Source organism: Sphingomonas aurantiaca (genome assembly GCF_003050705.1).
GTDB classification, from domain to species: Bacteria; Pseudomonadota; Alphaproteobacteria; order Sphingomonadales; family Sphingomonadaceae; genus Sphingomonas; species Sphingomonas aurantiaca.
On the sequence record NZ_QAOG01000004.1, the window covers coordinates 406,428 to 430,822 of the forward strand.

19 protein-coding genes are annotated in these 24,395 nt (G+C 65.0%); 7 read left to right on the forward strand and 12 right to left on the reverse strand.

From position 1 onward, the window contains the following. Window positions 1-28 precede the first annotated feature (28 nt). Window positions 29-1,876: a methyl-accepting chemotaxis protein gene (locus tag C8J26_RS13545; RefSeq protein WP_107958707.1), complete on the reverse strand. Its 1,848-nt coding sequence runs from the start codon at window positions 1,874-1,876 to the stop codon at window positions 29-31. Window positions 1,877-2,652: 776 nt separating this feature from the next. Between C8J26_RS13545 and C8J26_RS13555 the strand changes: the two genes are divergently transcribed. Both C8J26_RS13555 and C8J26_RS13560 read left to right on the forward strand, forming a co-directional pair. Continuing rightward, on the forward strand, window positions 2,653-5,967 hold the full coding sequence (locus C8J26_RS13555) for a TonB-dependent receptor (RefSeq protein ID WP_107958711.1): 3,315 nt from the start codon (window positions 2,653-2,655) through the stop codon (window positions 5,965-5,967). 52 nt (window positions 5,968-6,019) lie between these two features. Beyond that, window positions 6,020-6,808, forward strand: coding sequence for a S1/P1 nuclease (locus tag C8J26_RS13560; protein WP_167398839.1), 789 nt, complete (start codon window positions 6,020-6,022; stop codon window positions 6,806-6,808). Window positions 6,809-7,060: 252 nt separating this feature from the next. Here C8J26_RS13560 and arsH read toward each other — a convergent pair whose 3' ends face one another. From arsH to C8J26_RS13595, 7 genes are all read right to left on the reverse strand, one after another. Next, window positions 7,061-7,813 carry an arsenical resistance protein ArsH gene (arsH, locus tag C8J26_RS13565; protein ID WP_107958715.1) on the reverse strand — a complete coding sequence of 251 codons (753 nt, stop codon included), beginning with the start codon at window positions 7,811-7,813 and terminating at the stop codon, window positions 7,061-7,063. Continuing rightward, window positions 7,813-9,099 (reverse strand): arsenic transporter, encoded by a 1,287-nt coding sequence (locus tag C8J26_RS13570; protein WP_107958717.1) that lies wholly within the window; start codon window positions 9,097-9,099, stop codon window positions 7,813-7,815. The genes arsH and C8J26_RS13570 overlap by 1 nt, the downstream gene beginning before the upstream one ends. Further along, entirely contained in the window at window positions 9,099-9,527 is a 429-nt protein-coding gene (arsC, locus tag C8J26_RS13575; RefSeq protein ID WP_107958719.1) for an arsenate reductase (glutaredoxin), read from the reverse strand. Before arsC ends, C8J26_RS13570 begins: the two co-directional genes overlap by 1 nt. 11 nt (window positions 9,528-9,538) lie before the next feature. Beyond that, window positions 9,539-9,871, reverse strand: a complete 333-nt coding sequence (locus C8J26_RS13580; RefSeq protein ID WP_107958721.1) for an ArsR/SmtB family transcription factor — start codon at window positions 9,869-9,871, stop codon at window positions 9,539-9,541. A gap of 233 nt (window positions 9,872-10,104) precedes the next feature. Continuing rightward, the gene (locus C8J26_RS13585) at window positions 10,105-11,166 is read right to left on the reverse strand and encodes a PepSY-associated TM helix domain-containing protein (protein ID WP_107958723.1); all 1,062 of its coding nucleotides are present in this window, start codon (window positions 11,164-11,166) and stop codon (window positions 10,105-10,107) included. Further along, on the reverse strand, window positions 11,166-13,298 hold the full coding sequence (locus tag C8J26_RS13590) for a TonB-dependent receptor (protein WP_107958725.1): 2,133 nt from the start codon (window positions 13,296-13,298) through the stop codon (window positions 11,166-11,168). Before C8J26_RS13590 ends, C8J26_RS13585 begins: the two co-directional genes overlap by 1 nt. 277 nt (window positions 13,299-13,575) lie before the next feature. Further along, a complete protein-coding gene (locus C8J26_RS13595) occupies window positions 13,576-14,187 on the reverse strand; it encodes a TetR/AcrR family transcriptional regulator (RefSeq protein WP_107958727.1) in 612 nt (203 codons plus the stop codon). Window positions 14,188-14,367: 180 nt separating this feature from the next. Between C8J26_RS13595 and C8J26_RS13600 the strand changes: the two genes are divergently transcribed. Beyond that, window positions 14,368-15,495 (forward strand): MFS transporter, encoded by a 1,128-nt coding sequence (locus tag C8J26_RS13600; protein ID WP_244185303.1) that lies wholly within the window; start codon window positions 14,368-14,370, stop codon window positions 15,493-15,495. A gap of 403 nt (window positions 15,496-15,898) precedes the next feature. On the opposite strand, the gene C8J26_RS13605 is transcribed toward C8J26_RS13600, so the two are convergent. Both C8J26_RS13605 and C8J26_RS13610 read right to left on the reverse strand, forming a co-directional pair. Continuing rightward, window positions 15,899-17,092, reverse strand: a complete 1,194-nt coding sequence (locus tag C8J26_RS13605) for a DUF2252 family protein (protein WP_107958731.1) — start codon at window positions 17,090-17,092, stop codon at window positions 15,899-15,901. A 61-nt stretch (window positions 17,093-17,153) separates the two neighbouring features. Beyond that, window positions 17,154-18,029, reverse strand: a complete 876-nt coding sequence (locus C8J26_RS13610) for an SDR family oxidoreductase (protein ID WP_107958733.1) — start codon at window positions 18,027-18,029, stop codon at window positions 17,154-17,156. Window positions 18,030-18,312: 283 nt separating this feature from the next. Here C8J26_RS13610 and C8J26_RS13615 point away from each other — a divergent pair, with 283 nt between their 5' ends. The 4 genes from C8J26_RS13615 to C8J26_RS13630 are packed head-to-tail and all read left to right on the forward strand — an operon-like array spanning window position 18,313 to window position 22,212. Next, complete coding sequence (locus tag C8J26_RS13615) at window positions 18,313-19,191, forward strand: cytochrome ubiquinol oxidase subunit II family protein (protein ID WP_244185304.1); 879 nt, start codon at window positions 18,313-18,315, stop codon at window positions 19,189-19,191. Then, window positions 19,188-21,287 (forward strand): cbb3-type cytochrome c oxidase subunit I, encoded by a 2,100-nt coding sequence (locus C8J26_RS13620; RefSeq protein WP_107958735.1) that lies wholly within the window; start codon window positions 19,188-19,190, stop codon window positions 21,285-21,287. Before C8J26_RS13615 ends, C8J26_RS13620 begins: the two co-directional genes overlap by 4 nt. Beyond that, a complete protein-coding gene (locus C8J26_RS13625) occupies window positions 21,284-21,910 on the forward strand; it encodes a cytochrome c oxidase subunit 3 (RefSeq protein WP_107958737.1) in 627 nt (208 codons plus the stop codon). The genes C8J26_RS13620 and C8J26_RS13625 overlap by 4 nt, the downstream gene beginning before the upstream one ends. After that, the gene (locus tag C8J26_RS13630; protein WP_107958738.1) at window positions 21,907-22,212 is read left to right on the forward strand and encodes a cytochrome o ubiquinol oxidase subunit IV; all 306 of its coding nucleotides are present in this window, start codon (window positions 21,907-21,909) and stop codon (window positions 22,210-22,212) included. Before C8J26_RS13625 ends, C8J26_RS13630 begins: the two co-directional genes overlap by 4 nt. Before the next feature lie 133 nt (window positions 22,213-22,345). Here C8J26_RS13630 and C8J26_RS13635 read toward each other — a convergent pair whose 3' ends face one another. Both C8J26_RS13635 and C8J26_RS13640 read right to left on the reverse strand, forming a co-directional pair. Further along, window positions 22,346-23,086: an SDR family NAD(P)-dependent oxidoreductase gene (locus tag C8J26_RS13635; RefSeq protein WP_107958740.1), complete on the reverse strand. Its 741-nt coding sequence runs from the start codon at window positions 23,084-23,086 to the stop codon at window positions 22,346-22,348. Between the two features lie 242 nt (window positions 23,087-23,328). After that, complete coding sequence (locus C8J26_RS13640) at window positions 23,329-24,054, reverse strand: hypothetical protein (protein WP_056410751.1); 726 nt, start codon at window positions 24,052-24,054, stop codon at window positions 23,329-23,331. Between the last annotated feature and the right edge of the window lie 341 nt (window positions 24,055-24,395).

Below are 24,395 nucleotides of genomic sequence, written 5' to 3' on the forward strand. Positions count from 1 at the left end.
CGGTCAGCACAAAGGCACATGTCTGCGGCTAGAAGGACTGCCACTCATCCGCATCAGCTGCCGGACGGACTAGCCGGGCTACCGCCGCGGTCGGAAGTTGCTTCACCGACCCTGAGAACCGCGCCTGGCTCGAACGGTGGGCAGCGCCGACCGGACTGCCGACGTTGAACTTGGCAGCGTGTTCGGACAGGCCGTTGACCTCGGTAGCGAGGTTGCGCGCGGCGGCCGACGTCTCCTCGACCATCGCCGCATTTTGCTGGGTTGCCTCGTCCATCGTCGAGATCGCCGCGCTGATTTGCGTGATCGCACTGGACTGTGCCTGGTTGTCCGTCGCAATCGCGCCGAGCAACTCGTTGACGTCGCTGACGCCGGTCGTGATGTCGGCCAGTGCGGCATCGACCTTGTGCACCGCCTCGACCGCGGTGACGATGTCGGTCTGGGTGGCGCTCAACTGGTCGCGCGCGCGACCGGCTTCCTCCTCGGCCCGCATCGCCAGGGCCGAGACGAGATCGGCGACGACGGCGAAACCGCGGCCGGCATCCCCCGCACGCCCGGCCTCGACTGCCGCGTTCATCGCCAGCACGCGGGTCTGGAACGCGATCTTGTCGAGTCCCTCGATCACGCTGTCGATCCCCTTGGCGCTATCGGAAACGCGGCTCATCGCCTGCACCGCCTGGTCCGCCGTGGAGCGCCCGTCGGCCACGGTGGTCATCGTGCCGCTGGCGCGTTCGGCGGTGCGGTTGGCGGCTTCGGCGGTATTCTTCAGGCGGCCGTCGATCTGGATGACCGCGGCAGACGTTCTTTCGAGATTCGCCGCGTTGCTCTCGGTCCGCCGTGCCAGATCCTCCGACGCCTGGGCGATCTCGACCGACCCGGTCCGGATCGATACGGTCGACCCGCGCACCGAGGAGATCAGCTCGCGCAAGGCGATCACGGCAGCGTTGAAATTGGTCTTCACCGCACCATAGGTGCTGGGGAAATCTCGCGTGATCTCGGCGGTGAGATTACCCTCGGCAACCTGCGACAGATGCAGCGAGACGGTGTTGACGACCATCTGCTGCTCCGCCTCGGCGCGCGCCGCGCCCTGGTCGGCGGCTTCCTTGGCAACCGCGGCATCGCGAAATATCAGCACCGCGCGCGCCATGTCGCCGATTTCATCGCCTCGATCGAGATCGGGGACCGTAAGATGGTTCTTGCCCGCGGCGAGATCGCCCATTGTCGTGGTCAGGCGCGACACCGGTTGCGCAATCAGCCGGCTCAGCCCGAAGGCGAGAGTGACGGCGATCGCGATCAGTACGATTCCGCCAATGATCAACCCCTTGACCGCAGCCGCGATCGCAGCCTGCTGGCTGGCGGAGTTCTTGGCGATGAGCGCGACTTCGGCATCGCGGATATCGCGCAGCGGCAGGACGGCTGCGCTGGTCAGCACCGCCTTGCCCGCTGCGCGAACCTCGGCCTCCGCGCTCTTGCGCTGGCCTGCCTTGACGCGCGCGATCAGACGGTCGCCCCAGGCCTTGCGCCAATCGAGCGTCGCCGCGCGCGATTTGAGCAGTGCGGCACGCAGCGATGGTTCGGTCAGCAACGGTTCGAGCTCGCCCGACGCGGCGTCATAAGCGCGTTCGGCTTCGGTATAGGATTTGAGATAGGTCGGATCTGCCGTAACGAGAAAGCCGCGCATCTGGCTGTTTTGGCGCAGCAGCGACGTTTCGAGCGTCAGCGTCTTGGCATGAATGTCCTGGCTGAGATTGTTGCTTTCGGATGCGTTGCGGATTGCCGTGATGTTCGTGAAGAACACCCCCATCATCGCGGCCGCCGAGACGCAGATGATCAAAAACGAAAGCGCCAGTTTTCTCGGGATTTTCATGGATTTGAACATCACGCTTCTTTCAATCGACAGTCATGGGCGGAGACGCGCTGGCGGGAGACTTCAGGACGCGTGGCGTGCTGGCGCGGAACCGCCGCGCATGGCCTCGACCGGCGCCACGTTGGGGGCGAGGCGCATGACCATGCGGACACCGGTAAACAGCAGGCGATCGTGCTTCATCGTAATCCCTGTTCCAACGACTCGCGCCTGCTCAACCCGCCCGCCAGGCCGATCCAGTTGCGTTTGTGGGGGTGACTGACGGATGCTCATGGACGTACCAAGCAACCGAAAACGCCCATGCGGTAATTATAGAGCGCAATGATCGCCCGCGGCGTTTCCGTCGGTCTATTGACTGTCCTGCAGTGTCGGCCGGTTGGCACGCGACAACGGCTGCACGCATCGGAAAAAGCCGGTTCAGTCGCTGTAGCCGTTGCGGAAAGGGGGCACCGCCTGGCTTGTCGGTCTCGAACATGCCGGAATTGCCGCCGGGCTTGCCGCTCCACACGCTGGGGCTGCGTTGGCAATGCTGGCGTTGCCGCTCGGCGCAGCTTTCCTCAATGGAAGAGTATCTCGGGCATGAGACGAGCCTATCCACGGGGTTCGGGACAGATCTGTCGGGCAACCAGAACAGGCTAGTTTCGTATGGACTGGCCTTCGTTGTCGGGAAACTCCCGTCCAGGGAAATTCTCCATACGCGGCGAACGACAGGATCCGTAACAGTACTGACATGATCACTGCCCATAGGGACCTTCGCTAGACCGACACGGCAAGCGCCCCAGGGAGATTTCATGAGACTCACCGCCATAGGCGCCAGTGTTCTGGCGCTTACCGTCGCTTGCGTGCAGCCCGCGTTCGCGCAGGAAACAACCTCCGCGGTCCGGGGTCGCGTTACTGACGGGGGCGGCCGGCCCGTCGCGAACGCGTCGGTCACGATCGTTCACATGCCGTCGGGCACGCAGGTCAGCCAATCGACCGACACGACGGGCAATTTCAACGCTTCCGGGCTCCGCGCCGGCGGTCCGTTCCGCGTGACCGTGGACGCACCGTCGTACGACAGCAAAGCCATCGAAGGCGTGCAGACCGCCGCTGGCAGCACCGTCACGCTGAACGTCGCGCTCGATCCGCAGACCGGCAACGACATCGTCGTGACCGCCAACGCCAAGCGTAACGGTCTCGCCATCGCCGGGCAGACCAGCCTGAACGCCGATGCGATCCAGGGCATCGCGTCGGTCAACCGCGACCTGCGCGACCTGCTGCGCCGCGATCCGCTCACCAGCCTCGATCCGAACCCGCGCGGTCGGGCGATCTCGATCGGCGGCGCCAGCCCGCGCGGCAATCGCTTCACGATCGACGGCGTCGCGATCGGCGACGATTTCGGCCTCAACGCCGGCGGCCTCCCGTCGGCGCGCGGCATCGTCTCGCTCGACGCGATCGACCAGCTCAACGTCAAGGCGGTCCCGATCGACATTGCCGAGGGCGATCTTCAGGGCGGATCGGTCAACATCATCCTGAAATCGGGCAGCAACCGGTTCCATGGCAGCACCTTCGGGATCTTCGGCGACGATTCGCTGCAGGGCACGAAGACCTACGACAATGTACGCTCGGACGGGACGATCGTCCCGGCGGCGGCGGGCCGGCTGACCCCGGTGCCGAGCTTCCGCGATTACGGCGGCAACCTGTCCGGCCCGATCATCAAGGACAAACTGTTCTTCGCCGTCTCCTATGAGCAGCTGAAGGAAAGCCAGGTCAGCGCGCGCGGTCTGACGGGGGAGGGCGCGAGCACCGAGATCCCGTTCGTCACCCGCGCCAATGTCGACCGCGTCCGCAGCATCCTGAACAGCCGCTACGGCTTCGATCCGCTCGACATCGCCAAGACGTTGCCGGAAAAGGACAAGAAGGCGTCAGCAAAGCTCGACTGGAACATCAGCGACCGGCACCGGCTCGCGCTGACCTATATCTACCACAAGAATGAGGTGCCGCGCGATGTCGGCTTCAGCGAGACGGGCTCGAACCCGTCGGTCGGGCTGCAATCCAACTTCTATCTGCTCGGCGAGACGACCAACGCCTATGCCGCCCAGCTGAATTCCAACTGGAGCGACAATTTCTCGACCGAGCTGCGCGTCACGCGCCGCGATTACGAGCGGACGCAGAACCCCTATGGCGGCAGCGATTTTCCCGAGTTCGAGGTCTGCCTCGACACCGTGTCGCGCGGCAGCGGGCTGAACTGCCTCGCCCCGACCGGCGCCAACCCCAATGGCCGCGTCCTGCTCGGCCCCGACCAGTTTCGCCAGTCCAACTATCTCAGCATCCGTAACAGCGGCGTATCGTGGTCGGGTCAATATTCGGGCGGCGGCCACGTCATCAAGCTTCTGGCCGAAGGGCAGCAGGTCAAGATCAACAACCTGTTCGTCGCCGCGACCAAGGGGAAATATTACTTCGATTCGATCGCCGATCTCGAGGCGGGACGCGCGAACCAGCTGACCTATGCCAATGCGCTGTCGGGCGATCCGGCGGACGCGGCCGCGCGCTTCAACTACATGTCCTATACGTTCGGTGTGCAGGACAGCTGGTCGGTATCGCCCGATATCACGGTGACCGGCGGGCTGCGCTACGACTGGGTCGACGCCGACCGACCGCAGCTCAACGCCCGGTTCCTGGCGGCGTACGGCTTCTCGAATGCCGCGATGCCGACCGGCGGCGTGCTGCAGCCGCGGCTGGGCGTGACCTGGGATGCGAAGCCCAATCTGCGGCTGTCGGCCGGCGCCGGCCTGTTCGGCGGCGGTACGCCCGACGTCTGGTTCTCGAACTCCTTCTCGAACGACGGCGTGCGTCAGAACAGCCTGTTGTTCCAGCGCAACGGCACCAGCTTCGTCGATGCCACCCAGACCGGGGCCGCGGCCAACATTGCCCCATCGCTGGGATCGGCGGCGCTCGACAATGTCACCGGCAAGGGCATTCCGAGCGTCGTCGACCAGTATCTGGCAGGGGCCGGGGCGCCGGCGGCGGCATCGGTCGGGGCGCTCGACCCCGATTTGAAGCTGGCGTCCACCTGGAAGGCCAATGTCGCGCTCAACTGGTCGGGCAGCCTGCCGTTCGGCCCCGGCTGGATCGCGGACAATTGGGAATTCAACCTCAGCGCGCTCGCCAGCGAAGTGAATAACGGCTTTGTCGCGACCGACGTCCGCACCACGCAGGTCGGCGTGCTCCCGGATGGCCGTCCGCGCTACAATCCCGCGGTCGGCGCCAATTGGGACATCGTGCTGCGCAACACGGGCCAGGGCAGTTCGCGCGTCCTCGGCGTCGGGCTGGGCAAGCGGATCGGTGGGCTCTCGCTGGGTGCGAACTACATCTATTCGGACGTGAAGGACGTCGGCTCGTTCACCGGCTATACGCCGACCGAGTTGCTGGGCGTCACCACCGCCGATCCGAACCGCGGCACGCTCGGCCGGTCGAGCTTCGAGACCCGGCACAACGGCAAGGTGCAGATCGGCTATCGCGCGGACCTGTTCGGCGACAACGAGTTACGGATCGACCTGTTCGGCGAATTCCGCAGCGGGCGCCCGTACAGCTACACCTTTACCGACGTCAGCAACGGCCGGTCGCAGGTGTTCGGCACAGTCGGCGGCAACGGGCGGCATCTGTTCTACGTCCCCGATTTTGATCAGGCGGCGATCATCAACGCGGCGGGGCGTCCGCAGGTCGGTATGGTCGAGTTCGCCGACCAGGCGACGCTCGACGCGTTGCGTGCCAGCGTCGACGGCAGCAAGTTGCGCAAATATTACGGCGCGATCGCGCCGCGCAATCTGGGCACGTCGCCCGGCTTCTCGAAACTCGATCTCCACGTGTCGCAGGAGATCCCGTTCTTCTTCGGCAAGGCGAAGGTCTTCACCGATGTCGAGAACGTGCTGAACCTGCTCAACCGCAACTGGAACACGTACAAGGTCTTCTCGGACTCGGTCAGCATCGCCAACGTGTCGTGCGTCGCGGCGGCGGGCAATCCGTGCGTGCGCTATCTCTACTCCAATGCGAGCCGGCAGACCGCCACGACCTATCAGAGCGCCTCGCTCTGGCAGATGCGGGTCGGCCTCCGCTTCGACTTCTGATCGACGGACGGGGAGGCTGCGACGCCTCCCCGTCGCGCACAAGGATTACACCATGCGATTCATCAGGGCCTTTCTCGCCGGTGCGCTGGCGATGGCATCGACGCCGGCGATGGCGTGGGGGCCGACCGGGCACCGCGTCAGCGGCGCGATCGCGGACCGCTTCATCTGCGGCAATACCCGGCTGGAGATCCGCGATCTCCTCGGTGTCGAGACGCTCGCCGATGCTGCCAACTGGGCGGATTATATGCGGATGCAGTCCGATCCCTATTGGAGCAAGACGACCTTCAACTGGCATTTCGTCACGATCCCCGACGGCAAGACCTATACGCAGGCCGGCGTACCCCCGCAGGGCGACGCGGTGTCGGCGCTGGCCAAATTCCGGGCCGTCGTGCGCGACCGCGTGGCGCCGATCGCCGCGCGACGCGACGCACTACGGATGATCGTCCATATCGCGGGCGATCTCGGCCAGCCGCTGCATTCGGGCAATGGCCGCGACCGCGGCGGCAATGACGAGATCGTGACGCTGCGCGGCGAACAGACCAACCTGCATACGATCTGGGATTCGACGCTGATCGACAGCGAGCAGATGTCCTACACTGAATGGACCGACTATCTGCTCGCCCGGATTACCAGCGAGCAGGCGATCGCCTGGTCGACCCCCGATCCCGTGGCGTGGGTCGACGAGGCGCGGGCGCTTCATCCGCGGGTCTATCCCAAGTCGAAGACGATCGATGGCGACTATCTCTACAACGCCCGGCCGCTGCTCCATGCGCAGATGACCAAATCGGGGCTGCATCTGGCGGCGTATCTGAACGATCTTTTCGGGCATTGCAGCAGGTAAGGCGATGTCTGTGGGCTTAGCGGGGCGACCATAGCTGAAGCCCGCCAGCCCCAGCCCTCGATCCCCGTCGGGACACCCGTGCTAGGGGATGGTGACCGTTACCGCCGCGTCGCCGAGGGTCGCCTGTCGCCAAACAACCAGCCGTTCGCAAAGGAAAGGGATAGCGCCGAGGTTCAGTCCGGTAGGCCCGCGAACGTCCGCTAGTTGGTCTGCGCGGCAGCCCTGGGGCAGGGGGCGCTCCCCCAAACCGGTTCACCTCGGTCGGTGCGGGACCGTAGCGATGCTCGACAGATCGGATGCCGGATCGATCGGCACGCCAGCGGCCTTCCGTTCCGAATACCGGTCGACGAGCTGGGTCGCGTGCGGGCGCAGCAGGACCGTGAAGCGCACCAGCTCCTCCATCACGTCGACGATCCGGTCGTAATAGCTGGACGGCTTCATCCGGCCGGCGTCGTCGAATTCCTCGAATGCCTTGGCGACGCTCGACTGGTTCGGGATCGTCACCATCCGCATCCAGCGGCCGAGGACGCGCAGGGTGTTCACGCTGTTGAACGACTGCGATCCCGCCGACACCTGCATGACGGCGAGCGTCCGTCCCTGCGTCGGTCGCATCCCGCCCATCGACAGCGGCAGGTGATCGATCTGCAGCTTCATGATGCCGGTGATCTGGCCGTGCCGCTCGGGGCTGCACCATACATGCCCCTCAGACCATAGCGACAGTTCGCGTAGCTCGTGGACGGCCGGATGGTCGTCGCCGGCGACCTGGTCGGGCAACGGCAGCGTCGCAGGATCGAAGATCCGGGTCTCCGCGCCGAAGAACCGCAGCAGGCGAGCCGCCTCCTCGACGCACAGCCGGGAGTATGACCGCTCTCGCAGCGAGCCGTAGAGCAACAGGATTCGCGGGGGTGGATCCCCCGGGCCCAGCCCGATCGCTGGCCGGTCGAGCGCGAAGCGTCGATCGAGCGCGGGCAGATGGTCGGGGTCGGAGAGCGCACGCAGGGGCATCAGGCGGCACCTAGCCGCAGCGCGAGCGCGGCGAGCGTTACCAGCAGCACCGGGACGGTCAGGGTCGCACCGATCCTGAAATAATAGCCCCAGCCGATGCGGATGCCCTTCTGCCCGAGGACGTGCAGCCACAGCAGCGTCGCGAGCGAGCCGATCGGCGTGATCTTGGGGCCGAGGTCGCAACCGATCACGTTGGCGTAGATCATCGCGTCCTTGACCGCGCCCGTGGCCTGGGTCGCGTCGATCGACAGTGCCCCGACCAGCACCGTCGGCATGTTGTTCATCACCGACGACAGCAGCGCGGCAATGATGCCGGTGCCGAACGCCGCCCCCCAGACGCCGCCCTGCGCGGTACGGTCGAGGAGAGCCGCAAGGTGATCGGTCAGACCGGCATTCCGCAGGCCGTAGACGACCAGATACATGCCGAGCGAGAAGATGACGACCTGCCACGGCGCGCCGTGCAGCACCTTGCGGGTCTCGATCACGTCGCCGCGGGCGGCGATGACGAGCAACAGGACCGCGCCGGCAGCGGCGACTGCGCTGACCGGGACGCCGATGGGTTCGAGCAGGAAGAAGCCAGCCAGAAGGGCGGCGAGGACGATCCAGCCTGCCCGGAACGTAGCACGGTCGCGGATCGCGTCGGCCGGCGCGCGGAGTTGCGCCACGTCGTAGCTGGCCGGCACGTCACGGCGGAAGAACAGCAGCAGCACGACCAGCGTCGCGGCGATCGACGCGAGGTCCACGGGCACCATCACCGACGCATAGTCGGCGAAGCCGATGCGGAAGAAGTCGGCCGACACGATGTTGACCAGGTTGGAGACGATCAGCGGCAGGCTGGCCGTGTCGGCCACGAAGCCCGCCGCCATGACGAACGCCAGCGTTGCCTTGTCGCGGTAGCCGAGCGCCCGCAGCATCGCGATGACGATCGGCGTCAGGATCAGCGCCGCGCCGTCATTGGCGAACAGCGCCGACACGGCTGCGCCGAGGAGGACGATCAGGACGAACAGCCGTCTACCGTGTCCGCCGCCCCAGCGGGCGACGTGGAGCGCCGCCCATTCGAAGAATCCGGCCTCGTCGAGCAGCAGGCTGACGATGATGATCGCGACGAACGTCGCGGTCGCGTTCCAGACGATGCCCCACACCACCGGCACGTCGGACAGCGAGACCACCCCGACGAGCAGCGCGACGGCCGCGCCGCCCAGCGCGCTCCAGCCGATGCCGAGGCCGCGGGGCTGCCAGATGACGAGCGCGATCGTGACGGCGAAGATGGCGAGGGCGAGGAGCATCAGGCGAGGCGCTGTCCGGCGGCATCCACCACCTGATCGCCATCCTCCTTGGCAAACGCGCCCCGCTGCGGCTCGGACAGCAGATCGAGGACGGCTTCGGACGGACGGCAGAGCCTCACGCCAAGCGGCGAGACGACGAGCGGCCGGTTGATCAGGACCGGGTGCGCCATCATCGCGTCGAGCAGCGCGGCGTCGGTCAGCGAGGTGTCGCCGAGGCCAAGTTCGGCGTAGGGCGTGCCCTTCTCGCGCAGCAGATCCCGCGGCGTGATGCCGGCGCGGTCGATCAGTTCGACCAGCAGCGTGCGCGAGGGCGGGGTCTTCAGATACTCCACGACGTGCGGCTCGATGCCGGCGTTGCGGATCAGCGCCAGCGTGTTGCGCGACGTGCCGCAGGCGGGGTTGTGGTAGATCACGACGTCGACGGCCATGGCGTGTCCTTTCAGCAGCAGGGGGTCAGTTCGGCGATAAGCGGCGCGCACAGCTCGGGCGAACCGGCGCAGCAGTCCTTGACGAGGAACAGCGTCAGTGCGCGCAGGCTGTCGAGATCGGCACGATAAATGATGGACCGGCTGTGCCGTTCGGCGCGCACGATGCCGGCTCGGGCGAGTATCCCGAGATGCGCCGACATCGTGTTCTGCGGCACGTCAAGTTGGCGGGCGATTGCGCCCGCCGCCATCCCTTCGGGCTCGTGCCGGACCAGCAGGCGGAACACGTCGAGGCGGGTGCCCTGCGCTAGCGCCCCGAGCGCGACGATTGCCAATTCGGTATCCATGTATCCAGCATAGACGATATATCTATGACCGCTAGCCCGTATGGAGGGGGCAGCTTCGCAACTGGCCGAAGGGGCTCCGGTTTCTCATCCACGTCGAAAGTGCGTGTTCCGGCATTTGTCCCTCAGGCGGCCGTCAACCAACTCTAAGAAGGCATCAAGCCGCCAGGATGTGGTCTCGAGCTCCATGACCAGGCGGTCGTTCGAGTCTCAGACATTGTGATGAACGTCCTGCTTCAGCTGCGTTTCCGCTTCCGCCGCTTGCTCTGGCCAATGTTCCATTTCGTCCGCCAGAAGCCGTATACCGCCAGGCTGCCAAGCAGGGTCAGTACGATGCCCGACGCGGTCATGGCGAGTTTCCATGCAATGCCGCCAGTTTTGGCAGCGTGCACGGGATAGAGTTTTTCGCGGATCGATGCCGCGTTTCCCCGGGTCGCCGGATCGTCATGGGCCAGGATCGTCAGCGTAGCCGGATCGGCGTACACGAACGTCCGTCCGTTCGGCGTCCATTCGAAGGATTGGCGGAGGCGCAGCACGACGGGCGTGCCGGGCTTGCGCGGCATTTGCAGGCGGCGAAGTTCGGCACCAGGAAACATCGCGGCAGCCGCGGTGAAAAGTGGCTTCAGGTCATGCGTGGATGGCGTAACCCGGACGCTGTCGACTTTGGGTGGGTGCGTCCGTGTTTCGGCAAGCAAGGGCCCGCCAAGCGCGGGAAAAACCATCAGAACGCCCGTCACCAGCGACACGAGCAGCAACGGCGCCGTCACGACTCCCATGTCCCGGTGGTGATGGACGACTGCGCCGGGCTTCATCGACGCAGGCCATAACCGCAGCCGGAAGCGGCTGTGCATCCGCCACCACAGGACTACTCCGGTAATGACGAAGAACAACCCGGTCAGCCCGGCGACCCCTGTCATCGTCTCGCCAGCATCGCCGATCAGAAGGTGATGATGGAGATCGAACACCCACAATTCCGGTCGCTGCCATGACGAGGACCAGCGTTCGACCGTCTCGCCGGCCTGACTGACATAGGCACCGCTGCCGTCTGCGAAGAGGAGCTGATGCACGCCCAGACCGTCGCCTGCGAAGGTGATGCGGTCGATCGGGGGCGACGCTTGCGAGACTGCGTCGACGGCCCGGGCCAGCGATACCGGATCGGGCCGGACTGTATCGCCGGCGTGCGCCACGAAGGTCAGCTGGTTCCGCCAGACGAGCAGCGTACCGGTGAGACCCAGTACGGCCAGCAGCAGACCGCCGATCGCGCCGATCCAGCGATGCAGCAGGGACAGGATGCGCATCAGAAGCCGGCCTGCCAGCTCAACGTGACGTTGCGACCCCGCCCGGTATAGAAGCGCGCATTGTCGGTCGGACCCTGCGTATCGCTATAATAAGTAACGTAATCGGTATTGCCGAGATTCTGCACGCTCAACATCGCGCGACCGACCGGGAGTTCATAGGCGACATACGCGTCGAACAGCCGATAGCCGACGAAGTCGTTGGCGATCGGCTGTCCTTGGAAGCGGCGGGACAAATAATAGCGTCCCTGTACCCGTGCACTCAGGCGGCCGCGGGTGTAATCCAGGTTGAGGTTCAGGCGATCCGGCGAGATGTTGGCGCCGTCCAGATCGGCATCGAAAATGCCATCGGCATTGGTGTCGGTGCGCCCGTTCAGATGACTGAAACCGGTGCCGAGCTTGAGACCGGGCAGCGGGGTGCGAACAGCAAGGTTCAATTCCAGACCCTCGATGTCGATCGGCTGGCGCGCGACGTTGAAGAACCCGTCGCTGCTGCGGACGAGCACCTGCCCCAGATCGCTCGACGACCAATAATAGGTCACGCTGGCGTCCAGCGGACCTTGTTTCACTTCGACGCCGATCTCGCGGTTGTTCGAGATCACCGGGGTCAGATCGAGAAAGTCGCTGATCCGGATGTTCGGCTGGGTGATACCGCGCAGGACACGCCCAATGTCGGCGATCGTGTAACCCTCGGCATAGCTGCCATAGGCGCGGATACCCTTGACCGGCTCCAGCACGACACCGCCGTTCCACAATGCGCGGTCGAAGGACGGCTTGCCGCCGATGACGGCCCGCGCGCTGGCACTCGCAAGCGTCGTATAGTCAGGGATATCGAGCTGTACGGTCTCGTAGCGGACCCCGCCTGCGACCCTGACGACACCATCGAACAGTTTGAGATTGGCCTGGCCGAACGGCGCGAGACTGCGAAAATCGGTTTGCGGAACCCAATTGCGGCCGGTCTGCACCAGCTCCTGCTTGGTGCGGTCGATCAACGCGTCGAACCCGGCGGTCAGCGTCAGTGCCTTGAGCCCCGGCACCGTGCGTTCATAGCTGATCTTACCGCCGAGCGTGCGCGAGACGTTACGCGACTGGTCGAACAGCGTGCCGACGGGCGCGATCCTCGCATCCTGGAACGTCGCGAGGACACCACCGGCGAACGTGTCGCTGGTCCGGTTGTAAAAGCCCTGAAGCGTGAACGCCCCGCCAAGCACATTGCCGTCCGTCAGCGATGCCGACACCATCTCGGAAAGGCCCGTGGAGGGTTGGCCCGGCGTTTCGCCTCTCCGGCTGGTGGCGGGGATGCCCAGCGTCCGGTCGCCATCGACCGCGACATAGTGATTGTTGCCCTCCAGCTTGAAGCGGTTGGCGATCACCTCGAACCGGGCGGTGTCGGACAGATCGACGCCGACCCGGCCAAAGAAGGCCAGGCTGTCCGTATCCTGAATTTCGCTCTGGTTGCCGTCGAGGCCGATGCGCCGCCCACGGCCATCAACGAAGACGCCGCGCCGCTCGAACGCAACGCCGCCGGTCGCATCGAACCGGCCGCTGCGCATATTGACGAGGCCGGCGATCTTTCCGCCGAGCGATGCCCCTGCGAAATCGTCGCCGCTGTTACCCTGAAGCAGCGTGCGTCCGCTCCAGCCATTTTGCTTCGGCGCGCTCGCGGTGACCTGATTGACGACGCCGCCGGTCGCACCGATGCCCTGCAGGGCGTTTGAGCCGTAGATGACCTCGACGCGGTCGATGAAGAAGGGATCGATGGTATAGCCGTCGCGCGCGCCGTCCCGGATTGGCGTGCTCTGCGGGATGCCATTGATCGCATAGAGCGGCGAGCGACCGCGCAGCGTTTCGCCGAAGCCGGTAATCTTTTCGCGTGTGGGCGAGAAGGCCGGCAGCAGCGCCGAGATCGCATCGACGACCGAGCCGGACACCGCGACCTGACGCGACAGCGTCTCGCGGTCGATCACGTCGACGGTCAGGGGCAGGGCGCTCGCCGGGAGGTTCGTGCGTGCAGCCGTTACGACTACATCTCTCCGCCGCGCGTCGTCCGCCCTATCGCCAGCCTGTATTTCCTGCGCGCTTGCTACGCCTGTCGACAGGACACTGGCGGCGAGCATGCCGAATGCAATCTTCATTCTATTTCCCTTTGAGGGGGCCGTAGAAGCAGATCCATTCAATTGCAATCGTCTCGCATTAGCAGCTAGTATCTGAGGTAGGCGGGGCTTAGCCAGGATGCGGTGTAAACCATGAGCCTCGCGACGTTCATCACCGAAAACCGCGCGTCTCTGCGTCGCCGATCGGCCGGTCATGGATGCCTGGTAATAATTGGTTCGTTTGTTGTTGATTCGGCTTCCCGGTTTAGATCGAACCCGGGGACTGTCCGGGATGGAGAGAAGCCGCAGCGCAAGTTCGTTAGGATCGCGGAATGTTCGCATCCCAAGCGCTCAGAGCCTGTGTGACGCCTGCATCGAGGTCTTTGGTGGAAACGCCATCTCGGGCCTGAATGGACAAACCAACCAAAAGCCCCTCGAACAAGGTGGCCAATCCAGCCGGATTTGTGTCGCCCCGCAGCGTACCATCCGCGATCGCGGTTTCGACACAGGCTAGGATCGCCTTGCGGTTCGCCTCTCGCTCGGCGCTCGTCAGCGCCTGAACCGACGCTCCACCTTCGGAGCAGATGATACTCGAAAGCGCGATCATGCAGCCGGTCGGATGCGTAGGATCGGTCTGCATCTCCGCCGAGCGGCGCAACGCTCGCTCGATCCGCTGACGTGGGGTCAGGCGTTGATCGCGTAATGCCGACATGACCGTGCCATGCGTGGCGAGATAAGTGTCTAGCGCAGTGCGATACAGGGCCTCCTTGGAGTCGAACGCGGCATAGAAACTCGCCGATGAAATACCACCCATCGACCGGCGAAGCTGCTCCAGCGACACGCCCTCGAAGCCATGCTCCCAAAACAGGTGCATTGCGTGTGTGACTGCTTCGTCACGATCAAAGCCGCGCGGGCGTCCAGTACGGGCCATATCAAGCTCCTTTGTCAATTCTGGCTTAGTTGATCCAGAAGTCATTGACAACCAGTTCACGCACGCCCTATTTGTGGACTAATCAATCCACAAATAGGGCGTCCAATGACAGATCCAATCCCCGCGCGGGAGGACGGCGAGCGCGACCAGTTGCCGATCTCTGCGCTGCTGGCGCTCGCCATGACCGGCTTCACTGCCATCCTGACGGAAACCCTACCGGCTGGCTTGTTGCCGCGTATCTCGGATGGTCTCGGCGTTTCCGAAGCATTGGCCGGGCAGACCGTCACCGTCTATGCGGCGGGGTCGCTTATCGCCGCGATACCGTTGACCGCCTGGACGCAAGGCTGGCGGCGCAAGCCGACATTGTTGGCGGCGATCATGGGCTTCCTCGTCTTCAACACCATCACCGCCATGTCCGGCAATTACTGGCTGACGCTGGTCGTGCGTTTCCTTGCCGGCGTAGCGGCCGGCCTCGCCTGGGGTATTCTGGCTGGCTATGCGCGCCGGATGGTGGTCGGCCGGCTCAAGGGCAAGGCGCTGGCGATCGCCATGGTCGGTACGCCGATCGCACTGTCGCTCGGCGTCCCGGCAGGGGCCTTTCTCGGTGCGACTATGGGCTGGCGTGCAGCGTTCTTTGCGATGTCGGGAACGACGGTCCTGCTGATTGGCTGGGTGTTGTGGGCGGTGCCTGACTTCGCAGGACAGGCGGCGCACCGGCGGCTGTCGATCAGCACCGTCTTCGCTACACCCGGCATCCGCCCGATCCTCGCAACAATCTTCGCCTGGATGACCGCGCACAATATCCTCTACACCTATGTCGCGCCGTTTTCCGTCCTGTCGGGCCTCCAGGAACGGGTCGATCTGCTGCTGCTGACGTTCGGCGGCGCCGCACTTGCCGGTATCGGGGTGACGGGGCTGCTGGTCGATCGCATGTTGCGCCGCCTCGTGCTGGTCAGCTTGATTGCTTTCGCAGGCGTGGCGCTGGCCTTCGCCCTCTTCGCTACGGCTCCCGCGGTGGTGTTCGCCGGTATCCTCCTGTGGGGCCTGTCGTTCGGGGGCGCTGCGACGCAACTTCAGACGGCGTCGGCTGATGCGGCTGGCGATGGCGTCGATTTGGCCAGCGCCATGATTACCACGGTTTGGAACAGTGCGATCGCTGCGGGCGGGATCGTCGGCGGCCTTCTTCTCAATCAATCGGGTGCGGGCGCATTCTCCTGGGCGGTGCTCCTGCTCGCGTTGATCGCCCTCTGCATCGCTTTCGGCGCACGCGGACACGGCTTCACGCCCGGCCCCCGCGCGCACGCCTGACCTGCTCTCGACACAGGACTCTGTGACGCTTTCTACCGTCTTGAAACCCGCTGTTTCGGGGCGCGCGCGGACCGCGACGGTCGACGGCACGATTCCCGCGATGCTCGCAGTACGCGGCACAAGCCTTTGCGGCGCTGCTGTACCGGCTTGCCAAGAGCTTTAGCCCGAACGTGCCGAAGCCGGCAGGGCGTCAACGGGATTTGGCGGCGCGTGGTGCCTAACGCGGCCGATCACGGGCGGGGCGATACACCGATCGCTGAGGTCGAGGGAGCGGCGAGGGCGGCCTAACTCCCTCGCTGCGGCCTCATGCGGTATCTGGTTGCGGTCGGCGCGGAGGGCGCCGTGTCTCGCTCCCACCGCGAGTGTGCCTGTCCTCGCAGCCATTCTGAGATGCGCGGTCGGATTACGCCCTCATCGCGTATCGACGGCAGTGATCCAGATATCCTGCCTCGTGGCTACCCGCCAGCGACACGACGCTCTCCCACAACCAGTTGGGTGCGTCGATTGCGCCCCGGCGATCGGCATCGAGGACACCAGCCCAGGCGTGACGTGTATCGGCATCCATCTGGCGCGCGTGTGCCGTGCCGACGACGAAGGCGAGGTAGCGCGCGGCCTTCACAGCCTGTCCGGCGCTGAACTGCTCGACCTCGAGCTTCAAGTCTTGCGGCGACAATTCACGGACGAACAGCGACCGATCGAGTGCACGTGCAGCGACCATCCGGCTGCCGAGATGAGGGGAGAGCGCACGTGCCGCCTCGACAACACGGATCGCCTCGTCCTTTGGCATCTTCGCGCCTTTGGCAGCCGGCGCGATCGGGCTTGTCGCTTCCTTCAGATCGATCAGCGCATAGTCAGACCGGCCCTTGGCGTTCTTCAGCCCGACCAACGCGGCAAAGCGAAGCAGCCCGAGCGAACTGCAACCCTTCATCCAATAGGCCGCGTCTACCAAACGGACCGTTCGATCGCGGTCCTTTTCATCAAGCGAAAGGACCAAGGCTGCGACCTCGGGCTCTGTGACCAGCTCGGCCAGTGCATCGCGTTCGAAGCGCTCCAGCGGCCAGAATTTGTCGCCGAGCGGAATCAGCGGTTCGCGGGTCGCAAAACGTTCCTTGGCGAGGTGCCGCCAGCGTCGCCCAATGGCGCGGCGCTTCACGCTGCGGACCGCATCCGGCTCCGGGCCGGTGTCACCGTTGGCGGGATCGGCCATCGCGCTGGCGTAGCCGGTGACCATCTCCTCGATCATGTGAGCAGTCGTCACTCCGGGCAGGTCGGAGCCACGTGCTGCAGTTGCAAGCGACAAGCCGAGTCGGATCAGGTCATGTGCCGGGTTACCGATCACGGCCTGGTCCAGGTCGCGAATCTGGATCGCGATCTTTCCGCCACCATCGTTGATCGGACCCAGGTTCCCAAGGTGGCAGTCGCCGCAGATCCAGATCGCCGGCCCTTGCGGAACGCGGCGCGAGGCGGGCGACGCATCGAGCCATTCGTAGAATTTAGCCGTATTGCCTCTGACATAGGCATGGGTCGAGCGCGCCATCTTGAGTTGGCGCTTGGCGGCAAGGATAGCGGGCCTCTCGGCAAGTGTCGGTTTCGTCATATCCGTCCTTTGTGCGGCGACACGGCCTGTTGGGTCGTACGTCCCGACAGGCCTTGCCTGATCAGTTGATCGGCACACCGCCGGTCACGGCGATCACGGCGCCGGTCATGTAGCTGCCTTCGCGCGATGCCAGCAGAACATAGGCTGGCGCGAGTTCCGCAGGCTGTCCGGCGCGGCCGACCGGCGTATCCTGGCCGAGCGTCTCGAGTTCTTCCGTGGATTTCGCGATCGGCTGGATCGGCGTCCAGATCGGGCCGGGGGCAACGGCATTGACGCGGATGCCCTTGTCGATGAGCAAGTTGGACAGCCCGACCGTCAGGCTGGAGATCGCGCCCTTGGTCGCCGCGTAGACGATCATACTTTTGGCCGCGACCTTGGCCTGCTCGCTGGTGGTGTTCACGATCGCGGACCCAGGCTTCATATGGGGTGCCGCGGCCTTGGCCAGACGGAGCATCGCGAACACGTTGGCGGCAAAGGCATCCTGCATCTCGTCGTCGTCGATGCTGGCCAGATCCTCGTTCATGGTCTGCGCCGCGGCGTTGTTGACCAGTATGTCGAGGCTGCCGAGGTCGGCTACGGTGCGCTCGACCAACGCGACGCAGTGATCCCGGTCGCGAATGTCGCCCGGCAGCAGCACGCAGCGTTGCCCCGCTTTCTCCACCCAGGCACGCGTATCCTCGGCATCCGCCTGCTCAACCGCGAGGTAGGAGATCGCGACGTCCGCACCCTCCCGTGCGTACGCGATCGCGACGGCCTTGCCGATCCCCGAGTCCCCGCCGGTGATCAGCGCGACCTTCCCCTTGAGCAAGCCCTTGCCGACATAGCTTTCCTCCCCGTGATCCGGTTTGGTCTTCATCTCTGCGACGAGGCCGGGGGACGGTTGCTGCGGCTCGCCGGGAAAGCGTGTCGGCTGGCTGGTACGTGGGTCGCTGGTCATGGAGTCCATCCTGCAGTGCTGGTCGCTGACGGAACGGTCTGAGGGCCGTTAAGTGCCGCGGGCCGTGCACCCGCAACTGGCTGCGGGAAGGACTCGGCATCAGCGTCGTCCTCGACCACGATCGGCGCGATCGCCTCGAGCGCCGTGTATCGGGAAAATGTGCAGGAGCGGGATATTCGGGGAGCGCGCGTCATTGCCGATTGACAGTGACGCGCGGTCTGCAAGGGGAAGACGCCACCGCGGTCACTACTTAAGAGGGCGGGCGGGGCGATAAGGGGGACAGGTGATCGTACGGCTCAAGCGCGGGGTGTCGCGGCTTTCGCTGCTCGCGACGCTGGTCGGTCTTGGCGGGTGCACGGCGTTGTCGCACGGGTTCCTCAATCCGCAGGGGCCCGTCGCCGGGCATGAGCGCGACCTGTTCATCACCGTCTCGATCGTCTTGCTGTTCGTCGCGGGGCCGGTGCTCCTGCTGACGCCGCTGTTCGCGTGGCATTACCGTCTGTCCAATCGCAGCGACGCATACCGGCCGAAGTGGAATTTCTCCTGGTGGGTGGAGGCCTTGATCTGGATCCCGCCCGCCGGGATCGTCGTCGGGCTCGCTATGCTGTTGTGGCACTGGACGCAGATCGACGATCCGTATCGGCGCCTGGCGGGCGCGGCACCGGTCGAAGTGCAGGCGATCGCACTCGATTGGAAATGGGTGTTCGTCTATCCCGACCTCGGCGTCGCGGCGGTAGATCGGCTCACCATTCCCGCCGGGCGCCCGGTCCATATCAAACTGACGAGCGGCACCGTGATGCAGTCGATGCTGATCCCGCAACTGGCCGGTCAGATCTATGCGATGGGCGGCATGACGACCGAGCTCAACATCCAGGCGCACCGGCCGGGGCGGTTCCGCGGCGAGAACACGCAGTATAACGGCGCCGGGTTCCAGCATCAGAAGTTCGACGTCGTTGCGGTGTCCCCAGCGGGCTATGATCGCTGGGCGGCGGCTGCACGCCGGGGAACGCGCACGCTCGATGCGCAGACGTGGCGGCGGCTGTCCTTGCGATCGATCATCACGAATCCCGTCGAGTTCGCCCGCGTGACGCCGATGCTGTTCGAGCATGTGCTCGCGGCGACCGGCGGCATGACCCACTCTGCTCCGAAAGCCGTTCGATGACCGTTTCCGTCCCCCTCTGGCCCGCGGTGCTCGGCCGATTCGGCTGGCAGGACCTGCCGTTCGTCCGCGCGTGGGAGAACCCGACGATCAGCGAGATCATCGGCGCGTTCGCCGGCGCGCTGGTGGTGGTGGGCGCGGTCGTCGTCGCGGCGCTGCTGACGCGCTACGGCAAATGGCGGTATCTGTGGACGCAGTGGCTCACCAGCCTCGATCACAAGAAGATCGGCATCATGTATATCGTCGTCGCGTTCGTGATGCTGTCGCGCGCGCTGGTCGAGGCGGTGCTGATGCGGATGCAGCAGGCGGTCGCGATCAATAATCCCGGCTTCCTCTCGCCCGATCATTTCGGCCAGCTTTTCTCGACGCACGGCTCGATCATGATCTTCTTCATGGCGATGCCGTTCCTGACGGGGATGATCAACTATGTCCTGCCGCTCCAGATCGGCGCGCGCGACATGGCGTTTCCCTGGGCCAATTCGATCGCGCTGTGGCTGACGATCGGTGCGGCCGGGCTGATGATGACGTCGCTGGTGGTGGGGGAATTCTCGACCGGCGGGTGGAGCGGCTACCCGCCCTATACCGAGCGCGCGTTCAGCCCGGGCGTCGGTGTCGATTACTGGATCTGGGCGGTGACGCTCGGGTCGATCGGCTCGACGATGGCGGGGATCAACATTGCGTGTACGGTCTACAAGCTGCGGGCCCCGGGGATGCGCTTCATGCGGATGCCGATGTTCGCGTGGACCAGCCTGTGCACGTCGATCCTGATGATCTTCGCGATGCCGCCGCTGACTGTCGCCACGCTGCTGCTCGCGCTCGACCGCTATCTGGGGTTCCATTTCTTCACCAACGACCTTGGCGGGAACATGATGAACTACGCCAACATGTTCTGGCTGTTCGGTCATCCCGAGGTCTACATCCTGATCCTGCCCGCGTTTGGCGTGTATTCGGAGGTGGTGTCGACCTTCTCGACCAAGGATCTGTACGGCTACACCTCGCTGGTGATCGCGACGATGGCGATCGCGGTGCTGAGCTTCACCGTGTGGGTCCATCATTTCTTCACGATGGGGCAGTCGGCCAACGTCAACGCGGCGTTCGGGATCGCGACGATGACGATCGGCGTGCCGACGGGCGTCAAGATCTATGACTGGATCTGGACGATGTTCCGCGGCGAGGTGCGCTTCACCGTGCCGATGCTCTACGCGATCGCCTTCATGATGACGTTCGTGCTGGGCGGCTTCACTGGCATCATCCTGGCGATGCCGCCGCTCGACTACCTCGTCCACAACACGCTGTTCCTGGTTGCGCATTTCCACAACATGCTGATCCCGGGCCTGCTTTACGGGATGCTGGCGGGGTATCATTACTGGTTTCCCAAGGCATTCGGGTTCCGTCTCGACGAGCGGTGGGGGCGGATCGCGTTCACCTGCTGGGTGGTCGGCTTCTATCTCGCTTTCTTCCCGCTGTACGTGCTCGGCGCGAGCGGGATGGCGCGGCGGACGCAGGCGATCTTCGAACCGTCGTTCCGACCCTGGTTGTACGTCGCAGGAGTCGGCGCGTTCATCCTGCTGGCGGCGCTGACGTCGCTCGGCATCCAGCTATGGGTGAGCATCCGCGACCGCGCCGCGACCCGCGTGGAGGCGGGCGACCCGTGGGATGGCCGCGGGCTCGAATGGTCGATCAGCGCACCGCCCCCCGAATACAACTTCGCGGTCCTGCCGCAGGTCGACGGCCGCAATCCGTTCTACGATCACAAGCATGACGAAGGCCAACCCGATCCCTATGCTTCGCCGGCATCCTACACGGACATCGTCGTCCCACGGGGCAGCGCGACCAGCGTCGTGATCGGGGTTGCCGCGGCGGTCGCCGCATTCGGACTCGTCTGGGCGATCTGGGGGCTGACCATCGTCGCGCTCCAGGTGATCGTCGCGGCGGTCGTGGTGCGCAGCTTCGGGCGCGACCAGCACCGCACCATCCCCGCCGCGGAGATCGCGCGCGCGCATGAGGCCTGGCTTGCCCGCGTCCGCGTAACGCGCGCGATCCCGCGCCAGTTGGAGACCGCGGCCGTCAATCGCGGCCTAGCGGAGATCGTCCGATGAGCGAACCCGAACTGGCGCACGCCGGCCTCAACCTCGGCGACACCGGCGAACTGACCAAGGACCAGGCGGAGAACGCGATCTTCGGCTTCTGGATATTCCTGATGAGCGACGCGGTGATCTTCGCGCTGCTGTTCGCCACCTACGGCACGATGATCGCGAGTACCGTCGGTGGCCCGACTCCGGCATCCGAGTTCAAGCTGCTGCCCGCGTTCGTCGAGACGCTGCTGTTGCTGACGAGCAGCGCGACGTTTGGCCGCGCGACGCTGGCGATGAAGTATGACGAACCACGGCGCGTGCTGTTCGGCTGGCTCGGCGCGACGCTGGGCCTCGGCCTCGTCTTCCTCGCGCTCGAGGCGAACGACTTCGTGACGATGCTCGCGCACGGCGCCTATCCGATGCGGAGCGGCTTCCTGTCGTCGTTCTTCGCGCTGGTCGGGCTGCACGGCCTCCACGTCGCGGTCGCCTGTTTCTGGCTGGTCGTGATGGTCGGCCAGGTCTGCGCGTACGGCCTCGATGCGCGCGTCAGGATCAACCTGTTGCGGCTGGGGCTGTTCTGGCACCTGCTCGACATCGTATGGATCGCGATCTTCTCGGTCGTCTATTTGCAAGGGAATATCGGATGAGCGACCGGACCCGCGAATTGCGCACCTATGCGGTTGGGTACGTCCTGTCGCTCGCACTGACGGTGGCGGCCTTTGCGATGGTCCGCTGGCCGTCTTTCGGGGCGCGGGCGATCTTCGGGACCGTGCTGGCGCTGGGACTCGTGCAGATGGCGGTGCAGTTCCGCTGCTTCCTCCACATCAGCCTGAAGCGCTCCTCGCGTCACGACCTGCAGTTGATCTTGTTCTCCACGCTGATCATCGCGCTGATGGTGTCGGGAACGCTGGTGATCCTGTTCAACCTGCGTGGGCGGATGATGGGGTGACGCGTGCCTGGAGCCTAACCGCTGCTATCGCGACGGCAATGCCACTGGCCGCGCAGCGAGATGCCAGCGCCGTGCGATGGGGGGTAGGCGGTGGGCGGTGGGCAGTTCTAGTCGTTTGAACAAGACGGGCCAGTTACGCACTCCAGCCGCCATCGATATTGTACGTGGCGCCCGTGACGAAACCGGCTTCCGGCGAAGCGAGGTACGCAACGAGGCCTGCAACCTCATCAGCGGTTCCATGACGGGAAATAGCAAGCGGCGCCCTGGTTAGCGCGGCATTGGGGCCGTCTGCCGGATTGCGTTCGGTGTCGATCGGCCCCGGCTGGACCAGATTCGCGGTAATCTCTCGCGCCCCAAGATCGCGCGCCAGGCCTCGGGTCATCCCTCCCAACGCCGCCTTGCTCGCGGCGTAAAGCGTTCCACCCCCACCGGGCATTCTGTCCGCGACGATGCTGCCAATGGTGATGATGCGCCCGCCCTTCGCCATAAGAGACGCGGCCTTCTTCGCCGCCACGAAGGGGGCCCTGACATTAAGCGCGAAGGACCGGTCAAACGCGTCGTCCGCGTAAGCCTCAAGCGGACCGACGATCGCTGTGCCGGCGACACTCACGAGAATGTCGAGACCGCCGAGATGACGTGCAATCTGGTCCATCGCATGGTCGAGCGCTGTAACGTCGCTGACATCGGCCGGTACCGTAAAGACCCTTGCGCCATTCTCGCGCAGTTCATTCTCAAAGCGCTGGGCGTCGTTCGCCCGGCTGCGGTAAATGATTCCAACCGAAGCACCGTCGGCGACCATCCTCCGGCTAATAGCCGCGCCAATTCCTCGAGTTCCGCCGATTACGAGCGCGACTTTACCGTCGAGAACGCCCATTTTATTTCCCCGCCATGGTTCGCTCTACTGGGTCTAAGCCGAGGGACAGGCGCTTACCAGTACCCGCGACCCAGATACTCTATGTCCGAATCTGCGGAGCCCTGTCATTCTGACGCCTTTGGACGCGCCTGTGAAATGGTCGTGGTTCGGGCATGAACGAACGGCGGAAGTTGGGGGGGCAGCACTGTGTCTGCCAATGTCGCCTGATGGATCAGCCCAGACTTGGCCCGGGGAGGCTTCGCCTATCGCGCCGCGTTTTGCGCTGCGACATGGTGTGGATCGTCGCCAAGGACGTCGTTACCCATGCCGCCACCTCCAACCCCACCGCCGCCGCCGCCCATACCACCGCCGCCGCCGCTTCGGCCGGCATCGTCTCTGTTGCTGCCACTTTTGCCGCCGCCGGACGACGCCGGACGCGTCGGTCCCTGCATAGCGATGGTCAGGTCGGCCGGGATCGGGTCGAGATCGAGCGCATCACGCACGAACGCACGCAGCGACACAACCAGATCGTGCGTGTGGACCGGATGGCCTGCAACCAGCTCGCGAACCGCGCTGTCCGCGAGCCGGACATGTTCCTCCGTACCGAGCAGGATGATATCGGACAGCGCGGCCTCGACCGCGTCGCGGATCCGGCGCGTGCGGTCCGACCGCGCCGCGCCTGCCGCACTGAGGTCCAGCGCGGCCATCGGTTCCTCTGCGACGCCGCCCGGCTCCCGCCGCCGCAGGTCGCGCCGATGGGCCGGATCGACGGTCAGGTCCCCCGTGAACGAGCCGCCGAGAACCTTGTAGGCAGCGATGAGCGTCCTGAGGCGCTCGTTGATCTGCCGGTTCATGCGTTCACGACGCTGCTGGAACGTCATTTGGGTGAGCAGACGGATGCCAACCCCCAACAGCGTAACCAGCGTCAGTCCGAGGATAGTGGCGAGCAGGCTCTGCCAAGAGCTGAAATCCAGACCGCGCACGTGCATCCTCCAAGGTATCGTCTACCGAACGTCCGTCGATCCTGCAGGTGCCGCGGAGAGACACGACGGCGAAGATAGAGACGCAGCTGAACGGATGCCCGCAGTTGGCAAGACGGAAAGCTGGGTCGAAGGTCACCGTCCGGATCTGGTCAACCGAGGCCCGGACAACGCCTGGGCGACTATGCCGCTCTGTGTCCCTGGTCAAGAAAGGCCGCCCGTCGGACAGGCGGACTCACTGGCAATCCTAACCGGACACGACCTGGCAGTACGAGGTCGTGCGCCGTGTACCATTCGAGCAACGCGGGACGCAGTAGCGCTGAAGTCGGGACGTAGTGAATGGTGCGCGC

Coding starts and splice junctions, on each gene's coding strand:
- C8J26_RS13545 (WP_107958707.1), bottom strand. CDS start 1,876: ATGTTCAAATCCATGAAAATCCCGAGAAAACTGGCGCTTTCGTTTTTG.
- C8J26_RS13555 (WP_107958711.1), top strand. CDS start 2,653: ATGAGACTCACCGCCATAGGCGCCAGTGTTCTGGCGCTTACCGTCGCT.
- C8J26_RS13560 (WP_167398839.1), top strand. CDS start 6,020: ATGCGATTCATCAGGGCCTTTCTCGCCGGTGCGCTGGCGATGGCATCG.
- arsH (WP_107958715.1), bottom strand. CDS start 7,813: ATGCCCCTGCGTGCGCTCTCCGACCCCGACCATCTGCCCGCGCTCGAT.
- C8J26_RS13570 (WP_107958717.1), bottom strand. CDS start 9,099: ATGCTCCTCGCCCTCGCCATCTTCGCCGTCACGATCGCGCTCGTCATC.
- arsC (WP_107958719.1), bottom strand. CDS start 9,527: ATGGCCGTCGACGTCGTGATCTACCACAACCCCGCCTGCGGCACGTCG.
- C8J26_RS13580 (WP_107958721.1), bottom strand. CDS start 9,871: ATGGATACCGAATTGGCAATCGTCGCGCTCGGGGCGCTAGCGCAGGGC.
- C8J26_RS13585 (WP_107958723.1), bottom strand. CDS start 11,166: ATGCGCATCCTGTCCCTGCTGCATCGCTGGATCGGCGCGATCGGCGGT.
- C8J26_RS13590 (WP_107958725.1), bottom strand. CDS start 13,298: ATGAAGATTGCATTCGGCATGCTCGCCGCCAGTGTCCTGTCGACAGGC.
- C8J26_RS13595 (WP_107958727.1), bottom strand. CDS start 14,187: ATGGCCCGTACTGGACGCCCGCGCGGCTTTGATCGTGACGAAGCAGTC.
- C8J26_RS13600 (WP_244185303.1), top strand. CDS start 14,368: ATGACCGGCTTCACTGCCATCCTGACGGAAACCCTACCGGCTGGCTTG.
- C8J26_RS13605 (WP_107958731.1), bottom strand. CDS start 17,092: ATGACGAAACCGACACTTGCCGAGAGGCCCGCTATCCTTGCCGCCAAG.
- C8J26_RS13610 (WP_107958733.1), bottom strand. CDS start 18,029: ATGACCAGCGACCCACGTACCAGCCAGCCGACACGCTTTCCCGGCGAG.
- C8J26_RS13620 (WP_107958735.1), top strand. CDS start 19,188: ATGACCGTTTCCGTCCCCCTCTGGCCCGCGGTGCTCGGCCGATTCGGC.
- C8J26_RS13625 (WP_107958737.1), top strand. CDS start 21,284: ATGAGCGAACCCGAACTGGCGCACGCCGGCCTCAACCTCGGCGACACC.
- C8J26_RS13630 (WP_107958738.1), top strand. CDS start 21,907: ATGAGCGACCGGACCCGCGAATTGCGCACCTATGCGGTTGGGTACGTC.
- C8J26_RS13635 (WP_107958740.1), bottom strand. CDS start 23,086: ATGGGCGTTCTCGACGGTAAAGTCGCGCTCGTAATCGGCGGAACTCGA.
- C8J26_RS13640 (WP_056410751.1), bottom strand. CDS start 24,054: ATGCACGTGCGCGGTCTGGATTTCAGCTCTTGGCAGAGCCTGCTCGCC.